The following is a 21,978-nucleotide window of genomic DNA, read 5'->3' as shown; positions in this document are numbered from 1 at the left end:
CGTCACACCCCCTAACCCGAATAACTTTTTAACAAATCAACCACCTCTTCAAACTGTGCTTTACTATCCTCTAGTATTTCATCTAATTGCTTCATCAACTTTGCTTCTAGTTCTCGGATATCATTTTGTCCAGTATTTTTCTTTTCACCTGAGACCAAATAGGCCATTAATTGATGTAATGTACTTTTTTCAAGAAACGCAAAGCTATTATCTTGTTCATTACGCCGATTGAGTTGCTCCTTTAAAAGTTGTTGAGTTACACTACTGTACTCTTGCTTTTGATCATCCTTCATTGTCATCCTCCTGTGCTTGACCGATACCATTAAGGTTAATAGGATTTAAAACAACAATACCATCTGTTAGCTGATCACAATATGTAAAGCCCATAATAGTGCCAGAATACGATAAATTATGGGACCATTTTATTTGAAAATTAGTAAATGAAATGGTTTCATTGGGCTCAATTGTTGTCTTCCCTACTGGTCTCAGCCAATACTCTTCTTTGCTTAACTTATCATTAAACCGTTCCCAATTAATTTGCCCTTGTGTCTTGAAATTTGGTGTGAAATTTTCATGAACATATCTCCCAGAAAAATAAAATGGAGAATCCTTAGGTACCGTTATGCACAAATAGGGGTTTGTAATAGCTGTACTACCGATGTTGCGAATATGATAGGAGCCTAAACATAAACTCTCTTGCTCAGGAATATAGGAAATATTGAACGAGGTTGTAAAATAACTAATGAGGTTAAACCTGTTTGGAATTGTCAACTCCTCAACTAACTGCTTAATTTCATGAACATAGGCGTTTGTTTGTTCTTTTAGTGCCAGTATTTTGTCTTCTATACGTTTTGTCACTTCGTACCTCCTTGTTGTTATTTACTTACAAAGCGTCTCTTCAACTCTTAGAGAACCACTTGACTCGCTAACACGACAAAATAAAAAAAGAGAGGATAACCCTCTCTTCATGATATGACTTTCTTCTATTTGTTAGCACCATTAACCCATAGGTGGGAAAATAACAGGGCATTGTTGTGGACGAACCGCAGTTGGACATGAGAATGGTAAGTCTGCTCTTGGTTCGCAGAAAGTTGCTAAGAATTCCACAGTAACTGGGAATGTAGATTGAATACTTTGACAAACAGCAACAGTAATTGTCAACGCAGAGAACGTGATTGTACCTGCTGCAGCACCTGTTCCAACAGTAAGTGTTCCAGTTGTACAAACGAAGCAATCTAAATCTGTGTATAAAATTTCAACGTCTGTTCCCTTAGGCGCACATAACGTCACTTGCTCACAGCGAGAAACTGGAATGTTAGTGCTTGTGAAAACAGTACCATTAGGTAAAGTAACGACAATTGTTAGAATGAAGTTCTTTTGAACATTTAGATGTTGCAGACAAACAGTTGATCCATCAATAGTGAATTGGCGATTCTCACGGTTTAGAATCACAATTGGATTTGTAGCTGCTGGAATTACTCGACAAGTAACAATAGCACCTGTTAAGTCAGTAGTTGCTGTAACACCTGGGAATGTAATTGGTCCAGTAGGCGAAATATCAAACGACATTTCTTTTACAATCCAGTCGTATACCTTATCAACATTTATACAGATTAGTTCCTGCGCCTGGGATGGCATATGCTCTTGCATCCTTTTGACACCTCCATAAAATTTTTATCTTTCGTTTGTAGCATATGTTTTTCAGCTATAAGTGCATGGGCTAACAAATAGTTACATTGGATATTTATTAAAATCAGCCAAGATCATTTTTACATCCAGTTCTTTCTTTATGGTAAGAACTAAAATATTGAGAGGACCGGTATATTTGTAACAGAAAGTCAATATTTTTAATAAACTAATAATGGACTGAAAGGGGTGAACTACAATGGAAGAATCAAAATTGTATACCACTCAAGAAATTGAAAATTTAAAGCAAAAAATTGAAACATATAGAGAATCGTTAACCTCGTTAAAAATGGGGACGTCAATTGAAGATTTCCTTTATATGAAGCAGGAATTTGATGGACTAAAAACACAAATGGCCCACTTAGAGGGGATCACAGAGACATTAGATACTAAACAAAATTCATATATAAAAGGATATGATGATCAAATCAGGGTTCTTTCAATACAACTTGAGTCTTTGAATCAAACCATTGAAGAAATGAACCAAGAGATTTTATCAATTTTAAATAAACTATTGCCAGTTAAAGGAGATGATACAACGACCTTACCTTCCTCCATTGAAATGCCTTCTCAAACTTATTCTAATCTTTTGCCAAGACAACCTAGAATGACACAAACAGCAGATCAAACTACAATTACATCAGCACAGCCATCTTATAGACTACTACAAAGTGTGGCAGGTAAAGCCAAAAAACACCAACCAAATGTAAATACCGGGGCTCCCTCTCCTCAAAATGGTCTACAGGCAACTAAACCTGAAGAGCGGCATTTTAATCAGCAATATTTTCAATCAATCAATACGCACCCGAGCCAAATATATAATGGCTTATACAGAAACACGACAGTTGAATCCACCTTCCATTTTAAAAATGCCACGGATGCAAAGGAAGTTCCAGTAAGTGTTTATGATCCATTACAGCCTACTTCAAGTGAAGAAAACATCGAGAATGAACCTTTACAATCTGTTCATGAATCGGAGAGTACTAAAACGACGGAAATTTTAGATGCTCCTATCGAGATTGTGAAAACAGAAAGTGAACATAACCTTCATGAGATGCCAGAAGTATCTAATGAGTCGTTAGAACAAGCTATATCGGAGCTACCTAGCGAGCAAATCAACCAAGTCATTTCAGAAAATGTAGAAGTGCCTGTAGACACATATCACTCTCCTTCATTGGAAACTGAAGAATATGTTGAAGGGTATCAAGCTGGAACAGCCTTTGAGATTCATCCATCCCTTGAAGAAGCGCAACCTGAACCTGTAATTAGGCCGATTGAAGAAGAAAATAAGCAACCCGAACCTGTAATTAGGCCGATTGAAGAAAGTAAGCAGCCCAAACCTGTAAAAGAGCTAATCGAGGAAGAAAGTAAACAGTCTGAACTTGTAAGTAAGCCGATCGAAGAAGAAAATAAGAAGGGAAAGAACTCCTTTTTCGATTTCTTTAAAAGATGGAGTTAAATTTATCGTTCTATAAAACATCCACTATGTATGACCATACATAGTGGATGACTTTATGTTTCAAATAAAAGCTGACTTTCAGAAATCATTGAATTTATAGGTGATGAAGATATTTGCCCTTCCCCCCCTTTCACATATGAATAGAATAATGAAGAAAGGGGGTGTAAAAATGTGTTTGAATAATTCAATGTGTGGTTGCTCTGGTAATGGTCATGGTAATGGTGAATGTACTGCTCTAGGCCCATTTATCGGAATTGATGCTGCATGTATTACTCCACCGGTAGCTACAGGTGCGATTATCCCATTTTCTTCAGGGATTGACCCTGTTGCATTAGTAGCTGTTGCAGGTGGTTTAATTGGGACTGTAAGTCTTGTTGGCTTCGGGACATCTGTTCCAGGGATAGCTCTTACTGGTGTTAATATAGATTTAACAAGTACTCTTACAGAAGCGTTTAATGTTCCACGCCCAGGTACAATTACATCTATTTCCGCTACAATTTCAGCAACTGCTGCTTTAACTTTAACAGGAACAGGGACAGTTAGAGCACAGATTTACCGCGCAGTTCCAGGAAGTAACGTTTTCAGCCCTACTGCAGCATTTGTTGATTTATTACCAGCATTACCATTAGCAGCTGTAGTAGCTGGTACGATTGCAAGTGGCAATGCAAACGTATCTGTTCCAGTAAATACTGGAGACCGCTTAGTAATGGTGTTCTCCTTGACTACTTCAGGGGTTGCTGCGACTCTTCTTGGTAACGCAAGTGCAGGAATCAATATTGTATAAGAGAATGTAGATCACAACTACTAATAAAGTATTAGCATCCTTAAAAAAATGAAATCAACTGAATGAACTTATAATAGGCGATTTGCAAGAAATCGCCTATTTTTTATGCCCCCAAAGCAAACTGAATATGTGCCAAATGATGCTTACCATGCCAAGCATATAAACCGATTGCTTGCTCCAGTGTTGTCAGTCCTGAATCAGGATGATTGAATGCTCGTTGTAATTGCTCATCTTTTAAGTTACTTAGCAAGTAAACCCAACGTTCATGTAAATTTTCTATTAAATTATAAGAAGTTGCTACTGGCATTGCAGAATCTGGTAGCTGTGCCCATTCCGCTTCATTGTATGGTTTAATGGTTGGGACGTCCTCTGTTAGGGCTAGCTTAAAACGGATATAGCTATTCATGTGGCTGTCGGCAATATGATGGACTAGCTGTTTAACTGTCCAACCATTTTCTCGGTAGGTTTTTGCCAATGCTTGCTCACTTGCTCCACTCAAGGCCTCTGCAAGCTGCATCGGTAATAAACGAATGTCGTCAATCCATTCTTTTACCTGCTGTGAAGTAACCTCTTTTGGTAATTGAAACTGTCCAATAGGATATTGTAGATCTGTCATATTGTTCTCCTCCGTATCAATTGTGTTTTCTGTGCTATTCAAATGGTAGTATTATAACTTACAAGAAAAGGTACTTGCCAATTATTGACGAATATCATATATCAACGTATCAAAGTATTTCCCATTCGTATACAGCAAGAGAGCCCATTCACCAGGCTTAGGGATTTTTACACTAGAGGGTGCATGAGCATCTGCTCCATTTACTGGCCCACCAAGCACAATGCTCCATCCATCTACTAAAATTGGCTGGATGGCCTTTGATTCTTTATGATAACCTACAACCGTTAACTCTGTACTACCACTGTCATCCATTCCCCATAGATGCCACATCCACTTTTGTGTACTTAAGCTTGGCATATCAGCACCAATGACTCCCGATTTATTAGCATTACCAATGATGCCCCTATCGCCGAACTCAACTGCTTTACGACTCCAATCAATCGAGGAAAAATCACTTTCCTGTACAAAATCAGGTATACCCTCTGGCATTGTTATGTTCTCTTTATCTGCACAGCCTACCACGAGTAACAATAGAACACATAACAGTACAAATCGTTTCATAACATCCCCCCCATTTCTTATAAACCGTTTTCTTCATTAAATTATTACAGATAATTCAGTAAATTAAAATGCTAAATGCCTAGAGATTTTTTAACAACAGCTACTAATGGCTTTAATGGATGGATAACTGATATAGCTGTTTGCTCTTCAAATTGTTGTGCGGCATCTACCATTGAAAGCTGCGCTACAGAGATCAACCTTTGTTCATCAGTTAATGAAAGCAGAGTCTGTAAAATGGCATCACTGTAGGCTTCCTTTTTTCCCTGCATAATGAGGTCAAATGTATTCTCAATGACTTTTGCCACGACAGTTACTGATTTTTCATGATGCTTAGCATATTGGTGAAGTCTAGCCATTGTTCCTTCAACGGTCATAGGATTTGTAAAAAGAATGGTTATAGGTTGTTGTACGTTACATATGCTTTCAAAATATAGCTCATCAATCTTTATTATGGGAATTGATGAATCGACAGTAGCATCATCCTGTAACAAGGCAATATAATTAGTACATGTTATTAAAATAGCATCCACATCACAGCTAGCTATCCATTCGATTTGTTCCTTAACTTTACGAGCTACATCACCCATTCCTTTTGATACTCGCTGCATGACTCCAGGATCTACAAAATGAAGCAATTCCATATCCTCATCATTTTGGAAAGTACGCTCTATGTACTCTATATTGGAATAATGGGCATGCAAACAGCCAATTCGTTTCTTCAAATACCTTCCTCCTCATTGGAAAGCCTCTTTTCCATTGTTACCTTACCAGATTCCCTCCCATTTCTTCTTTTCTTACAGCATATCTTAATAATTGATCTAATGCACTGGAGTAAATTACTCCACCTCAATTCATCATAGAAAGATGACCTATTAAGCATACATATTCATAAAAATAACCGCATTATCAAAAGACAATGCGGTCTACCAATTTGTTTATTTATGCATAAAGCGTATGGCTCTACTCATAACAGTTGGTACAATTGAAGCATGATTTTCGTCTAAAGCCTCGTAAAACTCAACATTCATTATTTTTTCTAGTAACGTTGCCATTTGGCGCGCATCATCCACCATAAAGGTTTCAAGTTCACCTGCACTAATAAACAATGTTTCGTTCATTTCTTGATGCTCATTCAAAAATACTGACGCACATTGTACTAATTCATGCTCATTCCACCAAATTGAAGGGCTAATAGCTAGATAGCGTTGGAAGCTAGATTGATGGTGAAACAGTTGCCAAAGCGTAAAATAACCTCCTAAGGAATGACCAAATAAAGCTTCCTGTGCTTTATTCACAGGATATTGGGCCTCAATTGTCGGCTTCAGCTCTTCCTCTATAAAGCGGCTAAAATACACTGCTCCTCCTAACTTTTCATGACCCTTCCCTTTAAATCGTGCAGGATAAATATATGTCTCTGCTGGCGCCGTAAAATCATAAAATCTTCTTTCACGCATATCATCGCCATGTCCGATGCCTACAACAACAGCTGGTAGGACCCCCGTCTTTGGTGCATTACGACTTTGTAAACGTATCGCTTCCTTTACAAGATTAAAATAAGATGAGCCATCTAGTACATACAACACCGGAAAGCCTACTTCTGGTGCTTCCTCACTTGGCACATAGATATTAATCGTGTACGTATAATCCGTTAATTTCGATGTTATTTGTTGTGTGGCATGCTCTATTTTAGTTCTCTTCATTTGTCACCCTCCTTTAAAATGTCATAGCCATAGCATACAGGTGTATTCGTTACTGGATCTTCCATAATGCGTGCATCAATATGAAATACTTTACGCATCACTTCTGCACTTACTATTTCCTGCGGCGTTCCGGTTTGTATAATAACACCTTTCTGCATCGCAATAAGATGATCTGAATATCTGGCAGCGTGGTTAATATCATGTAGAACCATGACAATTGTACAGTCGTGCTGCTCATTTAAGCTTTTGACTATATCCAGCACTTCTAGCTGATGTGCCATATCTAAATAGGTAGTAGGCTCGTCCAACAGTAAAATATTTGTTTCTTGTGCTAAAGCCATCGCTAACCAAACGCGCTGACGCTGACCTCCAGACAGCTGTGCAAGCTCTCGATTACGATATTCCATCGTATTTGTGACAGTTAACGCCCACTCAATCATTTCCTCATCTTTATTTGTTAATCGATTGACATTGTTTCGATGTGGATAACGACCATAGGCAATTAACTCCTGCACCTTTAATTGACCAGGTGCAACAGGTGTTTGAGATAGAATAGCTAGTTTCTTTGCAATATCCTTGGTCGATAAATTTTGCATATTTTGCTCTTGCAAGTATACCGTGCCTTGCTGCTTTTTTAATATACGTCCAATTGTTTTAAGAAGGGTTGATTTACCACACCCATTTGGACCAATAATCGTTGTCACCTTGCCCTCTTCTATCGTTAAATTTAAGCCTTCAAATACACGAACCTGCTCATAACCGGAAGCTAAATTTTCCATTCTAAATGCAGTTTGCACATCATTTCCTCCTATGCCTTAGATTTCACAAGTAAATACAAAAAGTAGGGAATCCCAATAATGGAAACAACAATTCCAACAGCCAGTTCCGATGGTGCAAATACGGTTTTGCCAATAAAATCAGCTAAAATTAACAAGGCTGCACCAATCAATGCACTTACCGGCATGACAAAACGGTGTTGAATACCGACCAGCTGCTTCGCAATATGAGGAGCCATTAAACCTATGAAGCCAATACTTCCTGATACGGATACACAGGCACTAACAAGCCCAACACTAGCTAATAACAGCTTCATTTTCTCTTTTTCAACAGCGATTCCTAAACTTGTGATGCTATCCTCTTCAAGCTGAAAATAATCAAGTAAATGCGATTTTCTATACACATACATTCCTAAAACTAAGAGCCAAGGTAACATCGTTAGGGCAAAAATCCAATTCGCATTATAGATAGACCCTGCCATCCATATAGCTGCAGATTCAAAATCTTGAGCACTCATTTTTAAAGATAAGAATAATGACAAAGCACCAAACCCACTATTAATCGCTATCCCTGTTAAAATTAAACGCTGCATATCTAGATGACCATTTTTTAAAGCAAATGAGAAAATCAATATAGCAGCAATCGCACCACCGATAAAACCGAACAATGGCATCATTAAAATAGACAACCAGCTACTCATATCTGCACTCACTAGTTTTAATTGAAAGAAGAACATAAAAATTACGACCGCTGCACCAGCGCCAGCATTAATTCCTAAAATCCCAGGGTCCGCTAGTCCATTGCGTGTAATCCCCTGTAAGACAACCCCTGCCAAACCTAAGCCAATGCCGACTAGTCCGGCAATAACAATTCGAGGCAAGCGAAATTCAAAAATTACTAGATCAAATTTAGGATTTGGCTCAATCCGCAACAATGTTTTAATGACATCCATGACAGACATATCAAAAACACCATTTGTTATATGTAGATAGCTCGCAAGCAAAATTAATAAAATAAGCATTGATATAGTTAGAACAAAAATATTGGAGGTTTTTTTACGCACGTTTTTCACCTCCGTGCTTGCGAACTAAATATAAGAAGAAGGGTACGCCAACTAATGCTGTTAAGACTCCAATTGGCGTTTCAAATGGATAGTTAACATAGCGACTAAGGACATCACAAAGCGCTAAAAAGAAGGCACCAATAACAGCGGCACAAGGAATGATATAGCGATAATCTACTCCAACTAAGAAACGTGTAATATGTGGGATAACTAGCCCTACAAAGGCGATTTTTCCAACAAGAGCCACCGCTGTTCCAGTCAAGCATACTACTGCTAGCATACTAATAATTCGCACTGCTTTTGTTTTCTGCCCAAGTCCCATAGCTATATCTTCACCTAATGACGTAATAGTAATGGCTTTCGCAGATAATAAAGCCAGGACTAATCCTGTTAAACCAAACGGAATAGAAAGAATAAGCATATCCATGTCCACCATATGTACTTTTGTGTTATACCAAGCACTGACTGTTTGCGAGACTTGGAAATACATCGCAATGGCAGTAGCAATACTGCTTAAAAACGTACCAATGACCGTCCCAATAATCGCTAACCTTACTGGTGATAGGCCATTGCGAATTAATGAACCAAAACCAAAGACAATGCCGGCTCCCAATGCTGAACCAAGCATAGATAATAAAATCATTTGATAGTTTGGAAGTCCGGGGAAAAAGACGATAGCTAATGTTATGACAAAAGCGGAGCCGTCGTTAACGCCCATTAATGACGGTGAAGCTAAATAATTTCGTGTAATCCCCTGCATAACTGCTCCAGCTACTGCCAAAAAAGCTCCTACTAACAATACTGCGGCTACTCGGGGAATACGTCCTGTCCGTATAATTTGATGATCAACATTCGAAGGATCAAAAGCTGCCATCGCCTGCCATACTGTCATTGCACTAATATCCTTCGTGCCATACGTAATAGAAACAAGTGCCACAAGGGCAATAAGGAAAGGAAATACCGCTAATATTGAAAATGACACTATGTTTATTTTTTTCAACTTTTACACCTTTTTCTTTACCATTTTCACACCCAAACTGTTACTGAACAAAAGGCCGGTAATAGCCCGGTGACATCACCAAATCTACTACCAGCCTGCTATACTATTTAAGTAATTTTTCAGCTGCAGCATCTAAGAATTTTACCTTAGACCAAGCCGTACCACCTTGTGCTAATGGCTCAATTGCATTAACGAAAACCTGATTATTTTGCGCTGCCTTCAAGCTCATGAAAATCGGATTCTTTTGTAGATCCTCTAAAGCTTTTGGCGTATCCTTATTCTCTGAATCCTCGAATTGTAAGAAAATCGCATCTGGATTTACTTGAGCTAATGTTTCAAGTGATAGTTCAGCTTGCGCCTTAGCTGTAGTGACCACTTCTGGGACGGGTGCTCCTAAATCTTCATAGAGGACTGGATTTAAATAAACACCTGCTGGATAAATGTACATTACACCACCACGAACACGGATTATTAATACTTGCTTATCTGCTAATTGTTCCTTTGATTTCACTTGTGCATCAGCAACTTTAGCTTCATAGTCAGAGATGATTTTTTTAGCATCCTCTTCTTTACCAGCTAATTGTGCAAGTAATGTTAAATTTTCCTTCCAGTTTGTTGAAATATGTGAGTACGGAATCATTGTTTGAATTTTGTTCAGCTTTTCAGCCGTTTCCTCAGGGAATTTCGAAGTGCCAACGATGACATCAGGATTTAGATTAAGAATGGCTTCCGCATTTGGCTCCATTTTATTTCCTACAAGTGTAGTACCTTCAAAATCCGCTGCTAGATAAGCAGGAACTTTACCACCAACTTCTAGTACACCTACTGGCTTAATGCCGAGCATAGCAGCGTCTTCCATTGATTCTAGACTTGCAGCAACAATATTGTTAACTTGTGCTGGAAGCTCATATTTTTCACCTAAGTATGTAATTGTTTGTGTTTGTGCTTGTTCTGTCTGCGATTCTGTTGCGCTTGTCTCAGCTGTATTAGTTGTTGACGTAGACTCCTCCGCCTTATCTGTCCCACATGCGGCAAGTGACAGTGCTAAAAGTGCCGGAGCACACATTTTAAAATATTTATTCATAAAAATTCTCCCCTAACAATCTTTTATTGATAATGATAATCGTTTTCACAAACAAGTCAATACACAATTGATATTCATTATCATTTACGGATACTATCCTAACAAAGTAAAAAAAGATTGTGAATGGACGATTTCGAAAATGACATGGATTTTTGCCGATTTAAATAATAAAAAAACTGCTTCTTTTTTTATAAGAAACAGCATTTACACATAGTTAGCTTCTTCCATTTTTATCTTTCGATAAGCTGAAGGTGACAAACCAGTACATTTTTTAAAGACTCTACTAAAATAAAAGCAATCTACATACCCTACACATTCAGCAATTTCAGCTATAGGAATTTCAGCATATTCTAGTAAGTCCTTTGCGCGCCGTATACGATATTCCGTTATATAGGTGCTAGGATTCATACCTGTATGCTGCTCAAATAAATACGCAAAGCGACGCCGTTCAATTCCAAATTCTTTAGAAATATTTGACACCAAAATCTGCTCTGCATAATTCTCATGTATATACTCTAAGGCCTGTTCCATCCATTTACTAGCACTATCTAAAACCTTCATTTTTGCCGCTATAAGAATATTTTCTAGCAAATTCAAAAATAAAGTCTTGGACTTAAAAATAGCCATACTTCCTGGAAGTGAGTAGCTTTCTATTATTTGCTGGACGATGTTAATGATTTGCGTGTTAAAGCCTGTATTGATTGAAAAATGTTGCTCTGCTAATGGGAAAAGAGCAGATTCCTCTGTAGGTAGACTATAATGAATAACTGCATATTCCCAACCTTTGTGACTGGTAACCTTTACTTCTATCGGCATCTGGGAACCTGCATGGACAATCATTCCCGGCTCCATAACATAGGGAGTTCCTTTAAAGCTAAAGATGGCACTACCTGCAAGAGGTATAACTAAGCCACATTTTCCTGGCGCTGTTGTTCTTCCTGTATCTTCTTCACCGGGTTCCATTCTTTTAGTAAAAACATCCGTAAATTTTACAGAAGCATGTGCAAAGTAATCAATTAAATATTTGATATCCATATGCTAACTCCTAAACATGTATAACATTCTGAATCTGTGAAAAATGATGTAAATCATGATTGATTAACCCGATAAAATAGTCAACAATGATTATCTCTGATTGACCAATTGTAAATGTCTGCTGCCATTGCTCATCTGTAAATTGCTGAAGAACTTGTAATAGCTGACTCCTTGAGGTAATAAAATCCGTGATTGTTTGATCCATATGCTGTTCCCGACTTTTCTTGGCTGCACTCGTATTTAGCTTTTCAGCATCTGGTCCTTTAGGTAGACGTTCATCAACAAAGAAAAAAGGTATGCGTTGATTTAACACAAATTCATCCCAGGGGTGAAGATGTCCTATCACCTCTGCAACTGACCATTTCCCAGGTTCAATTGGCATACGCCATTGAACTTCAGATAGAGACCTAAAATCGCTTATCCAATCCATTGATTTTTTATAGTGGTTGATAACATAGGTTTTATCTCTTTGCAATAAAGCTCACCTCTTTACTGAAGATTAATTTCTAACTTTGGCCATCTTAAGTGCCACTGTTTAAGATGCATTCTTTGACGATAAATCTCATAATTATTTTCAAGGAAAAATGGCGTCGGCTCTACAATACCTGCTCCTAGATGTCTAACCCCATACGGTGCAGCAATCTCTAGTAAACCTTTTGATAATTTCACGCCAATAGCCGTTGGTATTTCAGGGAAATGAGCAATTCCATCAACAGCAGATTTGTACGGTTTACTTCCATTAAGGACGTGCATTCGTGCTTGATTTTTCACAGACCATGGCTCATTTGGAGATATCTGTTTGAGTTCCTGTTCATAGTGTTTTTCTATTTTTTCCGCTACCTTTTCTTTATCAAAATATATCACATCAATATCAGCAATCGGTGTTCTATCTTCTTTTTCATGAAGGACATCCCATACCTTTGAGCGAATGATCCCTGCACATACCCACCAATCTGGCAGCTGCAATGTTTCCACTGTAGATAAAATTTCCATCATCCAATCATCTGCCACTATTAGATTTTTTAGTTCTTCCTCCGTTTGTAGCAATCTCAAGTCGTCAGCCTCCAATTTAACTTTTACACCAAACTTTTAATCTTGTCGCTACCTTTTCTGGTTCATCTCGGAATATATCATGTCCAGCTCCTACAATTGATTCAACATTTAAATGTCCTATTTTCATTTGTAAGTTCTGGATACAATTTTTTCTTATCGTATCTAACTCTGCAGGTATCGTTGCATGTATTAACAATATGGGGCATTTTACCATACTCACTACATGATCAACTGGCTCCAAATTCATACCTTTTAACATCGCTTGTGCAGTGAAGATAGAAAGAGTTAGTCTAATTTCTCCATTTTGCTCCCTCACCTGTGCTTTTGAAGCTGCTTTCAACTCCTCGGACCATCTAGAAAGCTCCTCTTTTTCAGAGTTAAAAAATTCCTTCCATGATGGAAAGCGGACATTTTCACAAAAGGATTCTACATCTTTTAATTCCTTTTCTAGAGTGGTCCCTATATCTTTCCCTGACATATATCCTCCATCTAGTAATACGACACCTTTTATTTGTTGTGGATATCTTGCTCCAAAGTGGATAGCCAAGTCTGCTCCAAAGGAATGCCCAATTAAATAAAAGGTTTTATTTTTTAAATATGTACTTATTATTTCTTCTATCATTTTAATTAAATTGGAAGGGAGATAATTCTTCTCTTCTTCTAAAGCTGTGCTATAACCATGTCCAGGTAAGTCAAAAGAGATAACATGATACTCTGTTAAATATGTTGCTACCTCTCCAAATGCTAAGCCTGTGCTTCCAAGTCCATGTAAAAAAACTAAAGATGTATTTTGAGGATTTCCCCATTGATATATTTGGTAATTCATCTAATTGCCCCTCTTTTTCTATAAATTTATTTTATAAATTTCCAAAAATAATATATTAGATTTATGCAATAATACCCTTTACCCTAAAGCTATTAAAGTGAAGGGAGAGGCTTATGAATAGAATGCTTATATTGCTCTTTGTACTACTTAGCTTAATTGGATTTTTCTATATAAAAATATCTTTAACACTCGTATGTATCGGAATGGTAGCGGCCTTTATTGGCACACTTGCGGGAGGTGGCGGATTAATTACGCTGCCTGCCATGATGCTTGTCGGTATACCAATTCAAACAAGCATTGCAACTAATAAATTTTCGACGGGCATTTCAGCTTTATCCAGCATTTTTTATTTGCTCTACCACAAGGAATTACATGTCACATCTATTATAAAAAATATAACGCTTGCTATTGTAGGAGGGATTTGTGGCGCACTTCTAGCCGTATCACTATCAGATCGAATAATGAATGTCATTGTCTGCGTACTACTTATTTTAGCCTTAGTCGTCACGTTGAAGAATAAAGAATGGAACGAACTACCTGTAAAAACACAATATAAAACACATCGTCTTTGGCAAGTGTTTTTCATCGCTATGTATGATGGGGGCTTTGGCCCAGGCTCTTCAACATTTAGTATTTTACATTATCTACGTTCCCATCAAACTTACATAAAAGCTGTACAGCTCACACGTGTCCTCATCTTTGGAAGCTGTACAGGAGCATTTGTTATTTTTTACAATACTGGCTTTATTCAATGGCACTATGCGATCGCCATGGCCATTGGCTCAATCATAGGCTCACAGCTAGGTCTTCTAGTGTTACCACGTATTCCATTAAAAATAGCCAAAAAATTACTAACTACTATTATTCTTTTATTGATTATCCAAGTGGCATTTACATTCATTTACTGAGCACCACTCAAATGTTCGTGTATTAACTTCCATTCATCGTCAACGAATGTAAAAATATTTGTTGCTCTACCGCTACCTGTTACAAATTTTCCGTTTAGATAGCCTTCATAGTAATATGTATAAAGACAGGTAGCTGTTTTTTCGTCAACTGTTATCCAGTTTACATCTGATGCCGAATAAACTTCTTCTTTGATTACATTCCACGCATGCTTAAAGTACGCCTCAATTTCTTCTGTAGTAGTGCATGTTTTATCAGAGAACCAATAAATTGCCTGAGGATGCAAGATTGCCTTTACTTGATTAAAATCATGTGTATTTGTTGCTTGTATATACCTTTCCAGTGCTTGTTGATGTGTCATCAGCTCTCCTCCTTTTTAACAATATTATCCTAAATTTTAATGATTGTCGTGTGACATTTTGCTGTTAAAGCCTATAATGAAGATAAAATATATTATGCGTAGTATTTAGGAGGATAGCTATGTTAGCTACTATTAAAAAGCACTCAGATTGTCATGTCGTAACGTACAAAAGACCGCTACCACATTCAATTGACACTGTTTGGAAGGCCATAACTACCAATGAAAACCTACAAAAGTGGATGAGTAATCTTGAAATAATTGACCTACGTCAGCACGGTAAAATACATTTTAATATGAACGATGGAACAGATACCTATGAGGAAATTGCCATAACAGATTATGCTGAAAAACAAGTACTCGAATTTGAATGGGGTCAAGATCGCGTTAGATTTGAACTGTCACCTACAGACAATGGCTCATTATTACGATTAATTGAGACCCTACAAGAGCTAACCGACCACACGCCAAAGGATTTAGCAGGATGGCATATATGCCTTGACTTGTTATCAGATTTATTGAATGGTGTAGAACATCAAAGCTTCCCAATGGAAAACTGGCAGCAACGTTTTAACGAATACAAGAAGCTCATAGATGATGTAAGATCTTAAATTGCAAAAAACCTAGAGCAACTACTGCTCTAGGTTTTTATAGTGTTGAAAAACAATCATAGCATTATTACGAAAGGGAAAGTTCGTTTCAAATGGATGTTATCTTTTTAGCAAAGATTTATGTGCTCCCTACTCTTTTAATGTGTGAGCTTCTTACTACGATATGGTTGATTGGCGTTCCAGCGTTACTCCTAGGGGATTAGCGTCACAGATGAGACCCTGGAGCGAACGTTAGGGAGTGAAGCGGCTCATCGGACGCCCCCTGAAAGGGATGCTGGCGGAACAGAAATCAACGCCTCACCTTGCTAAACAATCTTTTTCTATTGATAAAAAGCTGTAGCAATTTCAAGAGCTTTTAACGGCTCTTTGATCGAATCGAGTGTGTAGACAAGCTTTTCATCCTGCCACACAATTAAATTACCAGATTGATATACATCCAGCTGAGCTAAACCATATTGCTTTGGAATAGGTAGCATATGATTTTCTAAATATTTTACTGCCTGCTTAGCAAGCTTAATACCTGCCTCTGGGTCGTCAGTGCGTGTATGTGTGGCGATGGCCCATCTCCCTTCATTCCAACCCGTCCATAACGAGCCAGCACCCGCATCTTGATAACCCGTTATATTGTAGCCAAGATCAACTTCGTGCCCTCCATTTTGACTAAAATTATCGAATGCGATTTGTGTACTAGCCCCTTCAGCACTTTTGTATTGCTTGACGAACAATCTACAGATGGCAGTCGCAGAATTCTTTAATCGAATATCATTAATTGGCATATTTTCTTTACTTTCATAAAAGATAATTTCAACATGGTCCCCTTCAGCACGTGTTGTGGCCGTTAAAAAAGCATCATCTGCAATCGGTAATGTTGTTGGCATTTTTATTGGTATATCCGAATGGATCTGATCCTTTATTTGTTGAAGAGATTCACCTTGTGACACAACTGTATCCCTATTGTCATTATTAGATTGTACGACGGGTTCATCGATCTCATTTTCTTGTGCTTGATGAATTTTTTCATGACCAGCACAAGCACCTATGATACTACTACTCAATAGTAAAATGAGAAATAGCCATCTTTTCATTGTGTTAACCTCCATCTAGTAATACCCTTTTTCGGCATTTTTCCCTGACAACGGTTAACTTAAACTTGTTTATCTATTTAAGCTTATTGATTTGCTGTGTCAGCTCATTAAACTTTTGGTCAAGCATTGCATAGTCTTTATCCTTTGCTGTAAGAAAACTCAATTTTCCTAACACCTCTTGCCTTTCCGTTTCAAGCTTTAAACGAAGAGCTACAAGATCATCCAACTGCTTTGGAGCCTCTTTACTCCATTTTTTCTCCATCTGTTGACCGCGAAGCTCCCAAACACTATTCGTTACTTTCTCTAAAAAATATCGATCATGTGATACGACAAGTATTGTCCCATTATATTGGGCAAGTGTGCGCTCCAATTGCTCACGCGAAGGTAAATCAAGATGATTCGTTGGCTCATCTAAAATCAGAACATTCCTATCCTCTAAAATATAGGCCATCAGTTTACACTTTACACGTTCTCCCATGCTCATTTTTCCTATAGTAGACGTCCAATGTGTCAGTGTAAACCCTAAATTCTTCATTAAATTGCGAACCTTGCCCCGCTCTTCAAATGTTTCTCTGTAAAAATATTGCTCTGGTGTCTGATCAATTGGTAAATCAAAAACTTCCTGCGTCAGATAGCCAATATTGGCAGCAGGAGATAGCCACACTTCACCCTCTGCTTCTAACTTGCCTAAAAGTACTTTTAAAAAGCTTGTTTTTCCACTTCCATTGTTTCCTATAATGGCGATTTTATCTCCAAATTGAGCAGTGATATTAACATCTTTAAATAACATGCGATCACCGAAACATAAAGATAAGTTCTTGGTCTCCAAAAGACGCTTACCGACACGCTGAGATGTTCCTAAAGAAAAACGAATGTCTGTATCTGGCTCCACAGCTTCAACTTTTGCCTTTGCAAGCTCAGCTTCTAATCGTTTTTTCTTAGATTTCACTTGCGAGTCTAGACGTTTTGCTTTCACACGATGATATTCCTTAAAGCCTTCTAGTTTTGTTGACTGTGCATGGCCCTTTTGCGACCATGATGTTAGCTCCTGCATTTGATCCTCAATACGCTCTATGTTTTTTTGCTGCTTTTCGTAGGCACGTTGTTGCGTTAATCTTCTATGCTCTCTTTCAGCCATATAACTTGTATAATTGCCATTATGTTCAATCAGACTCTTTTCCTCAATAGACCAGATTTTTGTAGCAACCTTATCTAAAAAATAACGATCATGTGAGACAACCATTATCGTTCCCTTATAGTTTTGTATTTGCCTTATCAAAAAAGCTGTACTTTGTTCATCTAAATGATTGGTTGGTTCATCAAGCAGTAAGAGTTGGGCATTCTGTGAAAAACCCTCTGCTAGACGCATTTTTAGCTTTTCACCACCACTTAAAGCTGTAAATGACACATTTGGCACCTGCCATTTAGCCAACAAATCTGCCTCTCCTGCTGTTACTTCTAGTTTGTCAAATTGGGCAAGCTCCTGCTCAACAAAGGCAATCTTGATATTCTGTATCCCTTGTATTACTCCCTTAGATGGCAAAACCTTTCCTTGTATTAACTGTAATAATGTTGATTTTCCAGCACCATTTCTACCAATAATTCCGATGACCTCACCTTGCTTCACTGTGCCTGTCATATGCTCAAATAGTAAGGTATCCTTTATTTCATAATGTACATCCTGTAATTTTAAAAGTTCCTTCATACTATCCATCCTCTCCAGTTGGAGGGACAAAAAAATCCCTCCAAGTATTTTGGAAGGATTAGTCTCTACAATATCATACACAAATAAGCTATTGAAATAGCTATGTTTGTCACTCCAGAATCTTTATGAAAAAGTTTTGGAGTAGCTAAATATTAGTATCTACTTACTAATATCAAGCAATTATTATGAAAAATGGGCAGACTAATCCTATTTTTGTTGTTCGCGAAATATAAAATTTCAAATACAAAAAATAAGATTAGTTATTCATTAGCCACCCATCTTCCCTTCTTCATTAGTTACCGTCAATTGTAACATCATTTTTGAAAAATAAAAATTCTTTTACTCTTTATTAATGCTTATCTAAAACATTCATACGAACGGATTTGGTTTCTGGAAATTGTTCGGAAATACCAGCCATATCTTCTACTCCAGCGGAAACCAGCTATAAATTCCCTTCCCACAACTGTTGGGAAAAACCAAAAGCTTCTACCGCTATTCATCCAAATATAAGTATTTCTAAATAAACAGGAACGTATACCACTTGTACCTACACGCGATGTAGGGATTGTTGGTGAAAAGCCTGGTGGGGTACTCATTGGCATTTGCCCTCCCGGAGGTGACCCAAAATTAGAAGGTCCAAATGATGTAGTTTCAAAATGATCATAATCTGCCCAGCCCGGTCTTCTAAAATTATCTTCTCTAAATGGATTATTGTACACACAAACCCTCCTTTTACATTATTCAATATATGTAAAAGGGCGATTAACCGTTGAGCCATTGCCTAACTAAGACAATTCGTTTCCTATTATTGTATAATAAACGGGATATTTTTCTAAAAGGAGTCCCTATGAAAAAAATACTTTTACTCTTCATTGCTATGCTTACAGCAATAAGCATTTGGTTTATGATTACTAAAAATCCTGCTTCATCCTCTTCAACTAGTATTCAAGCAAAACTTGCAGATGTAAAGGATTATAAATATTACTTAGATAAAGGCAATGATACCATTGGCGAGGATATGACTAAGTTAGATTTAGTTATTGTGGAACCCATCGAAATGCAGCAAAAATATATAGATAATGCTCAAAAGAACGGCACTTTAGTTTATGGATATATTAATGCAATGGAGGCAGATCAATGGAATACAGTCCTCTATCGCCAGCTAGAAGAAGATGATTTTTATCGAGACAAGCAAGGTGAAAAAATGTACTTCGCACAGTGGGATTCTTATTTAATGGATATGACTTCTTCGCATTATCAAGACATTTTGCTAACAGAAATAGAGAAGCAAATTGTTCAGAAAGGCTTAGACGGTGTGTTTTTAGATACTGTTGGTAATATCAATTCTTATTTACCTGAAGATGAACAAAAGTGGCAAAATGAAGCCATGTTATCTTTTATCCAACAAATTAAACAACGCCATCCCACTTTATCGGTTGCTCAAAATTGGGGATTTAAAACGCTAATAGATTATACCGCCCCCTATGTCGATTTTATTATGTGGGAAGACTTCTCATATCATGAGGTAGGGAATGATGAATGGTCTCTCGAAATGATGAAAAAACTTGTCCATCTACGAGAGGAATTTGGTACACAGGTTATGGCAATCGGCTTTACAGATGAATTAGAAAGCCGTGCATTGGCGAAGAAGTATAACTTTAAATTTTTTTATAGCCCGGCTGGTTCATACTATAATACCTGGCAATGAGCGTAGCATCCCTCTGAAAACACTTGTTTCGGGGGGATATTTTGTTTAAGAGCTCCTCTCGTGGGTAGACTAAAAGAAATTCAACGTGAGGTGATATGCTTGGGGATGACAGAGATGTATGAGGAAAAAAATCATAAACACGAAAATCGCTTTCACTATAAGCAACGCAATATGTGGACAGGTATACTATTCGGACTTGGGGTTGTTGCATTTATAGATGAGGTTATTTTCCATCAATTATTACATTGGCATCATTTCTATGATAAATCTACAGCTAATATTGGATTAGTGTCAGATGGTTTATTTCATGCCTTCAGCTTTTTTGCTACGATTGGCTCTGCTTTTCTATTGGCCGATTTACATCGAAGACATGGATTTTGGTTAAAAAGATGGCTTGGTGGTATTTTTCTCGGAGCTGGAGTCTTTCAGCTTTACGATGGGATTATTCAGCATAAATTCATGAAACTTCATCAAATTCGCTATCATGTCGATATTCTACCCTATGATCTAGTGTGGAATATATTAGCAGCTATATTAATTGTAATTGGTATCATTTTATTATTCCAAACAACTCAAAAAGCACGTTAGGAGGGTTGCTCATTTTGCATTCTCATGAAGCTCACATCCAAAATTTTTTCACCTTTGGACAGCAAATATTAGCTTTTCCATTTTTTATAGCACTTATTTTCTATATCGTTGCTGTCATTGTTTCGAATCAACATAAAAAGCAATGGTCACATTATCGTACTAGCTGTTGGATAGTAGGATGTGTAAGTGCCCTTGTTACATTAATTGGCCCATTGGCTTCCCTTATTCATGTCAATTTTGTCGCACACATGATAGGTCATTTATTGCTTGGTATGCTTGCCCCACTACTTATGGTATTAGCAGCACCTATGACATTACTTTTAAGGACCTTACCAGTAAATACGGCACGTACTCTTTCTCGGATAATAAGAAGTCCTTATTTCCGTTTTGTTCGTCACCCGATAATTGCATCTACGCTAAATGTAGGTGGTCTATGGTTACTCTATACAACACCACTTTTCAACATGATGCACGAACATTTACTTTTATATATTTTTATTCATCTTCACATTTTTCTAGCAGGTTATGTGTTTACCATTGCTTTTATTTATATTGATCCCACTCCACATCCACACTCCTATGTCTTTCGATCCATTATATTATTAGTAGCATTAGCAGCTCACTCTATCCTAGCAAAATATATTTATGCGTATCCTCCTCAGCATGTAATAGCTACACAGGCAGAGCTAGGTGCCAAGATCATGTATTACGGTGGCGATGCAATTGAAATGATTATTGTTTATATCCTTTTTTATCATTGGTTTAAAAGCGCAAGAAATTTTAAGGCAGCTATTTCTTCTCATTCGAATTACTCAAATGAACCTAGGTTTTAGTGATTGCTGAAATTAAGTTAAATAGGATTGGATAATGCGCCAGTCCTCTAGCTTTTCAGCAAAGGATTTTATATTTTTTCCTGGGATTGGACTTGTGGACGGCATTTTTTTGTAAGCTCGTCCTTCAAGCAGTTCTAGGCCAAGATGCTTTTTAAAAACTTCAAATGCCTTCCCTCCATTAAAAAGCACTAATTGGATGTTAGGATACTTTTCAAAAAGTGTTTGAAAATCATTCGGCTTTTCATTACGAATCGCTGCATCAAGACTACCTTCACGTTCACAGGTTTCAATCGTATCCCAAAGACCAATTGAATTGCTTTCTAATAATGCAATTCTTTTATCATATTCATCTGGAATATCTGTTTCCAATACTTCACCAATAATGGGCCAAAAGTGATTGCGTGGATTACCATAGTATTGCTGCTTTTCTAATGATTGCTTTCCAGGCATCGAGCCAACAATAAGCACCTTTGTTGATGAATTTACGACTGGTAATAATACATTTGTTATTTCATTTGACACAACAATCACTCCTTTTCT

At 37.5% G+C, this 21,978-nt stretch carries 27 protein-coding genes; 7 read left to right on the top strand and 20 right to left on the bottom strand.

Annotated elements, in window-relative coordinates:
- Positions 1-11 precede the first annotated feature (11 nt).
- The 3 genes from SJW71_RS02425 to SJW71_RS02415 form a co-directional block, all read right to left on the bottom strand.
- Positions 12-293, bottom strand: coding sequence for a hypothetical protein (locus SJW71_RS02425; RefSeq protein WP_274794802.1), 282 nt, complete (start codon positions 291-293; stop codon positions 12-14).
- On the bottom strand, positions 283-858 hold the full coding sequence (locus SJW71_RS02420) for a hypothetical protein (protein ID WP_274794803.1): 576 nt from the start codon (positions 856-858) through the stop codon (positions 283-285). Before SJW71_RS02420 ends, SJW71_RS02425 begins: the two co-directional genes overlap by 11 nt.
- Before the next feature lie 141 nt (positions 859-999).
- On the bottom strand, positions 1,000-1,650 hold the full coding sequence (locus tag SJW71_RS02415) for a hypothetical protein (protein ID WP_274794804.1): 651 nt from the start codon (positions 1,648-1,650) through the stop codon (positions 1,000-1,002).
- Positions 1,651-1,885: 235 nt separating this feature from the next.
- On the opposite strand from SJW71_RS02415, the gene SJW71_RS02410 reads away from it, so the two are divergent.
- Positions 1,886-3,145 (top strand): hypothetical protein, encoded by a 1,260-nt coding sequence (locus SJW71_RS02410; protein WP_431811710.1) that lies wholly within the window; start codon positions 1,886-1,888, stop codon positions 3,143-3,145.
- 169 nt (positions 3,146-3,314) lie between these two features.
- Positions 3,315-3,929 carry an exosporium glycoprotein BclB-related protein gene (locus SJW71_RS02405; RefSeq protein ID WP_274794806.1) on the top strand — a complete coding sequence of 205 codons (615 nt, stop codon included), beginning with the start codon at positions 3,315-3,317 and terminating at the stop codon, positions 3,927-3,929.
- A gap of 103 nt (positions 3,930-4,032) precedes the next feature.
- Here SJW71_RS02405 and SJW71_RS02400 read toward each other — a convergent pair whose 3' ends face one another.
- The 12 genes from SJW71_RS02400 to SJW71_RS02345 all read right to left on the bottom strand — a co-directional run bounded on the left by SJW71_RS02400 (position 4,033) and on the right by SJW71_RS02345 (position 13,644).
- Positions 4,033-4,545 (bottom strand): YfiT family bacillithiol transferase, encoded by a 513-nt coding sequence (locus SJW71_RS02400; protein WP_274794807.1) that lies wholly within the window; start codon positions 4,543-4,545, stop codon positions 4,033-4,035.
- An 81-nt stretch (positions 4,546-4,626) separates the two neighbouring features.
- Positions 4,627-5,106 (bottom strand): hypothetical protein, encoded by a 480-nt coding sequence (locus tag SJW71_RS02395; protein WP_274794808.1) that lies wholly within the window; start codon positions 5,104-5,106, stop codon positions 4,627-4,629.
- 71 nt (positions 5,107-5,177) lie between these two features.
- Positions 5,178-5,828, bottom strand: a complete 651-nt coding sequence (locus SJW71_RS02390; protein ID WP_429978448.1) for a hypothetical protein — start codon at positions 5,826-5,828, stop codon at positions 5,178-5,180.
- A gap of 213 nt (positions 5,829-6,041) precedes the next feature.
- Entirely contained in the window at positions 6,042-6,806 is a 765-nt protein-coding gene (locus tag SJW71_RS02385) for an alpha/beta hydrolase (protein WP_274794810.1), read from the bottom strand.
- Complete coding sequence (locus tag SJW71_RS02380) at positions 6,803-7,585, bottom strand: ABC transporter ATP-binding protein (RefSeq protein ID WP_274797390.1); 783 nt, start codon at positions 7,583-7,585, stop codon at positions 6,803-6,805. Before SJW71_RS02380 ends, SJW71_RS02385 begins: the two co-directional genes overlap by 4 nt.
- Positions 7,586-7,614: 29 nt before the next feature.
- Positions 7,615-8,604 carry a FecCD family ABC transporter permease gene (locus SJW71_RS02375; protein ID WP_409264009.1) on the bottom strand — a complete coding sequence of 330 codons (990 nt, stop codon included), beginning with the start codon at positions 8,602-8,604 and terminating at the stop codon, positions 7,615-7,617.
- A gap of 34 nt (positions 8,605-8,638) precedes the next feature.
- Positions 8,639-9,646, bottom strand: a complete 1,008-nt coding sequence (locus SJW71_RS02370) for a FecCD family ABC transporter permease (protein WP_274794811.1) — start codon at positions 9,644-9,646, stop codon at positions 8,639-8,641.
- A 103-nt stretch (positions 9,647-9,749) separates the two neighbouring features.
- Entirely contained in the window at positions 9,750-10,730 is a 981-nt protein-coding gene (locus tag SJW71_RS02365; protein ID WP_322605280.1) for an ABC transporter substrate-binding protein, read from the bottom strand.
- 204 nt (positions 10,731-10,934) lie between these two features.
- Entirely contained in the window at positions 10,935-11,765 is an 831-nt protein-coding gene (locus SJW71_RS02360) for an AraC family transcriptional regulator (protein ID WP_322605279.1), read from the bottom strand.
- Positions 11,766-11,775: 10 nt separating this feature from the next.
- Positions 11,776-12,240, bottom strand: coding sequence for a DinB family protein (locus tag SJW71_RS02355; protein ID WP_322605278.1), 465 nt, complete (start codon positions 12,238-12,240; stop codon positions 11,776-11,778).
- Between the two features lie 14 nt (positions 12,241-12,254).
- On the bottom strand, positions 12,255-12,818 hold the full coding sequence (locus SJW71_RS02350) for a nucleotidyltransferase family protein (protein WP_322605277.1): 564 nt from the start codon (positions 12,816-12,818) through the stop codon (positions 12,255-12,257).
- Between the two features lie 16 nt (positions 12,819-12,834).
- Positions 12,835-13,644, bottom strand: coding sequence for an alpha/beta fold hydrolase (locus SJW71_RS02345; protein ID WP_322605276.1), 810 nt, complete (start codon positions 13,642-13,644; stop codon positions 12,835-12,837).
- Between the two features lie 113 nt (positions 13,645-13,757).
- Here SJW71_RS02345 and SJW71_RS02340 point away from each other — a divergent pair, with 113 nt between their 5' ends.
- On the top strand, positions 13,758-14,552 hold the full coding sequence (locus SJW71_RS02340; RefSeq protein ID WP_322605275.1) for a sulfite exporter TauE/SafE family protein: 795 nt from the start codon (positions 13,758-13,760) through the stop codon (positions 14,550-14,552).
- Here SJW71_RS02340 and SJW71_RS02335 read toward each other — a convergent pair.
- Positions 14,546-14,911: a YybH family protein gene (locus tag SJW71_RS02335; RefSeq protein ID WP_431811709.1), complete on the bottom strand. Its 366-nt coding sequence runs from the start codon at positions 14,909-14,911 to the stop codon at positions 14,546-14,548. The genes SJW71_RS02340 and SJW71_RS02335 overlap by 7 nt on opposite strands.
- Before the next feature lie 119 nt (positions 14,912-15,030).
- Here SJW71_RS02335 and SJW71_RS02330 point away from each other — a divergent pair, with 119 nt between their 5' ends.
- Positions 15,031-15,519 carry an SRPBCC family protein gene (locus tag SJW71_RS02330; protein WP_312506547.1) on the top strand — a complete coding sequence of 163 codons (489 nt, stop codon included), beginning with the start codon at positions 15,031-15,033 and terminating at the stop codon, positions 15,517-15,519.
- Positions 15,520-15,839: 320 nt separating this feature from the next.
- Here the strand turns inward: SJW71_RS02330 and SJW71_RS02325 are convergent, their stop codons facing one another.
- From SJW71_RS02325 to SJW71_RS02315, 3 genes are all read right to left on the bottom strand, one after another.
- Positions 15,840-16,604: a hypothetical protein gene (locus SJW71_RS02325; RefSeq protein WP_322605274.1), complete on the bottom strand. Its 765-nt coding sequence runs from the start codon at positions 16,602-16,604 to the stop codon at positions 15,840-15,842.
- Positions 16,605-16,677: 73 nt separating this feature from the next.
- The gene (gene abc-f / locus SJW71_RS02320) at positions 16,678-18,309 is read right to left on the bottom strand and encodes a ribosomal protection-like ABC-F family protein (protein ID WP_322605273.1); all 1,632 of its coding nucleotides are present in this window, start codon (positions 18,307-18,309) and stop codon (positions 16,678-16,680) included.
- Between the two features lie 356 nt (positions 18,310-18,665).
- Entirely contained in the window at positions 18,666-19,028 is a 363-nt protein-coding gene (locus SJW71_RS02315) for a hypothetical protein (protein WP_431811708.1), read from the bottom strand.
- A gap of 128 nt (positions 19,029-19,156) precedes the next feature.
- Here SJW71_RS02315 and SJW71_RS02310 point away from each other — a divergent pair, with 128 nt between their 5' ends.
- From SJW71_RS02310 to SJW71_RS02300, 3 genes are all read left to right on the top strand, one after another.
- Positions 19,157-20,017, top strand: coding sequence for an endo alpha-1,4 polygalactosaminidase (locus tag SJW71_RS02310; protein ID WP_274794821.1), 861 nt, complete (start codon positions 19,157-19,159; stop codon positions 20,015-20,017).
- A 114-nt stretch (positions 20,018-20,131) separates the two neighbouring features.
- Positions 20,132-20,605, top strand: a complete 474-nt coding sequence (locus tag SJW71_RS02305) for a DUF2243 domain-containing protein (protein ID WP_274797392.1) — start codon at positions 20,132-20,134, stop codon at positions 20,603-20,605.
- A 14-nt stretch (positions 20,606-20,619) separates the two neighbouring features.
- Positions 20,620-21,438, top strand: coding sequence for a cytochrome c oxidase assembly protein (locus SJW71_RS02300; protein ID WP_274794822.1), 819 nt, complete (start codon positions 20,620-20,622; stop codon positions 21,436-21,438).
- Between the two features lie 12 nt (positions 21,439-21,450).
- On the opposite strand, the gene SJW71_RS02295 is transcribed toward SJW71_RS02300, so the two are convergent.
- Positions 21,451-21,960 carry a DNA-deoxyinosine glycosylase gene (locus tag SJW71_RS02295; protein WP_407135345.1) on the bottom strand — a complete coding sequence of 170 codons (510 nt, stop codon included), beginning with the start codon at positions 21,958-21,960 and terminating at the stop codon, positions 21,451-21,453.
- Positions 21,961-21,978 lie beyond the last annotated feature (18 nt).

The sequence above is a fragment of the Lysinibacillus sp. FW12 genome, from assembly GCF_050817245.1.
GTDB lineage: Bacteria > Bacillota > Bacilli > Bacillales_A > Planococcaceae > Lysinibacillus > Lysinibacillus irui.
Note: the sequence above shows the minus strand (reverse complement) of the source record. Positions and strands in the feature narration are given on the sequence as shown.

What these genes read in the sequence shown, in the direction of transcription:
- SJW71_RS02375 (WP_409264009.1), bottom strand. Translation starts at nt 8,604, where the DNA reads ATGCTTATTTTATTAATTTTGCTTGCGAGCTATCTACATATAACAAAT.
- abc-f (WP_322605273.1), bottom strand. Translation starts at nt 18,309, where the DNA reads ATGAAGGAACTTTTAAAATTACAGGATGTACATTATGAAATAAAGGAT.
- SJW71_RS02310 (WP_274794821.1), top strand. Translation starts at nt 19,157, where the DNA reads ATGAAAAAAATACTTTTACTCTTCATTGCTATGCTTACAGCAATAAGC.
- SJW71_RS02415 (WP_274794804.1), bottom strand. Translation starts at nt 1,650, where the DNA reads ATGCAAGAGCATATGCCATCCCAGGCGCAGGAACTAATCTGTATAAAT.
- SJW71_RS02410 (WP_431811710.1), top strand. Translation starts at nt 1,886, where the DNA reads ATGGAAGAATCAAAATTGTATACCACTCAAGAAATTGAAAATTTAAAG.
- SJW71_RS02425 (WP_274794802.1), bottom strand. Translation starts at nt 293, where the DNA reads ATGAAGGATGATCAAAAGCAAGAGTACAGTAGTGTAACTCAACAACTT.
- SJW71_RS02340 (WP_322605275.1), top strand. Translation starts at nt 13,758, where the DNA reads ATGAATAGAATGCTTATATTGCTCTTTGTACTACTTAGCTTAATTGGA.
- SJW71_RS02360 (WP_322605279.1), bottom strand. Translation starts at nt 11,765, where the DNA reads ATGGATATCAAATATTTAATTGATTACTTTGCACATGCTTCTGTAAAA.
- SJW71_RS02380 (WP_274797390.1), bottom strand. Translation starts at nt 7,585, where the DNA reads ATGGAAAATTTAGCTTCCGGTTATGAGCAGGTTCGTGTATTTGAAGGC.
- SJW71_RS02345 (WP_322605276.1), bottom strand. Translation starts at nt 13,644, where the DNA reads ATGAATTACCAAATATATCAATGGGGAAATCCTCAAAATACATCTTTA.
- SJW71_RS02325 (WP_322605274.1), bottom strand. Translation starts at nt 16,604, where the DNA reads ATGAAAAGATGGCTATTTCTCATTTTACTATTGAGTAGTAGTATCATA.
- SJW71_RS02365 (WP_322605280.1), bottom strand. Translation starts at nt 10,730, where the DNA reads ATGAATAAATATTTTAAAATGTGTGCTCCGGCACTTTTAGCACTGTCA.
- SJW71_RS02385 (WP_274794810.1), bottom strand. Translation starts at nt 6,806, where the DNA reads ATGAAGAGAACTAAAATAGAGCATGCCACACAACAAATAACATCGAAA.
- SJW71_RS02330 (WP_312506547.1), top strand. Translation starts at nt 15,031, where the DNA reads ATGTTAGCTACTATTAAAAAGCACTCAGATTGTCATGTCGTAACGTAC.
- SJW71_RS02305 (WP_274797392.1), top strand. Translation starts at nt 20,132, where the DNA reads ATGTATGAGGAAAAAAATCATAAACACGAAAATCGCTTTCACTATAAG.
- SJW71_RS02400 (WP_274794807.1), bottom strand. Translation starts at nt 4,545, where the DNA reads ATGACAGATCTACAATATCCTATTGGACAGTTTCAATTACCAAAAGAG.
- SJW71_RS02395 (WP_274794808.1), bottom strand. Translation starts at nt 5,106, where the DNA reads ATGAAACGATTTGTACTGTTATGTGTTCTATTGTTACTCGTGGTAGGC.
- SJW71_RS02405 (WP_274794806.1), top strand. Translation starts at nt 3,315, where the DNA reads ATGTGTTTGAATAATTCAATGTGTGGTTGCTCTGGTAATGGTCATGGT.
- SJW71_RS02335 (WP_431811709.1), bottom strand. Translation starts at nt 14,911, where the DNA reads ATGACACATCAACAAGCACTGGAAAGGTATATACAAGCAACAAATACA.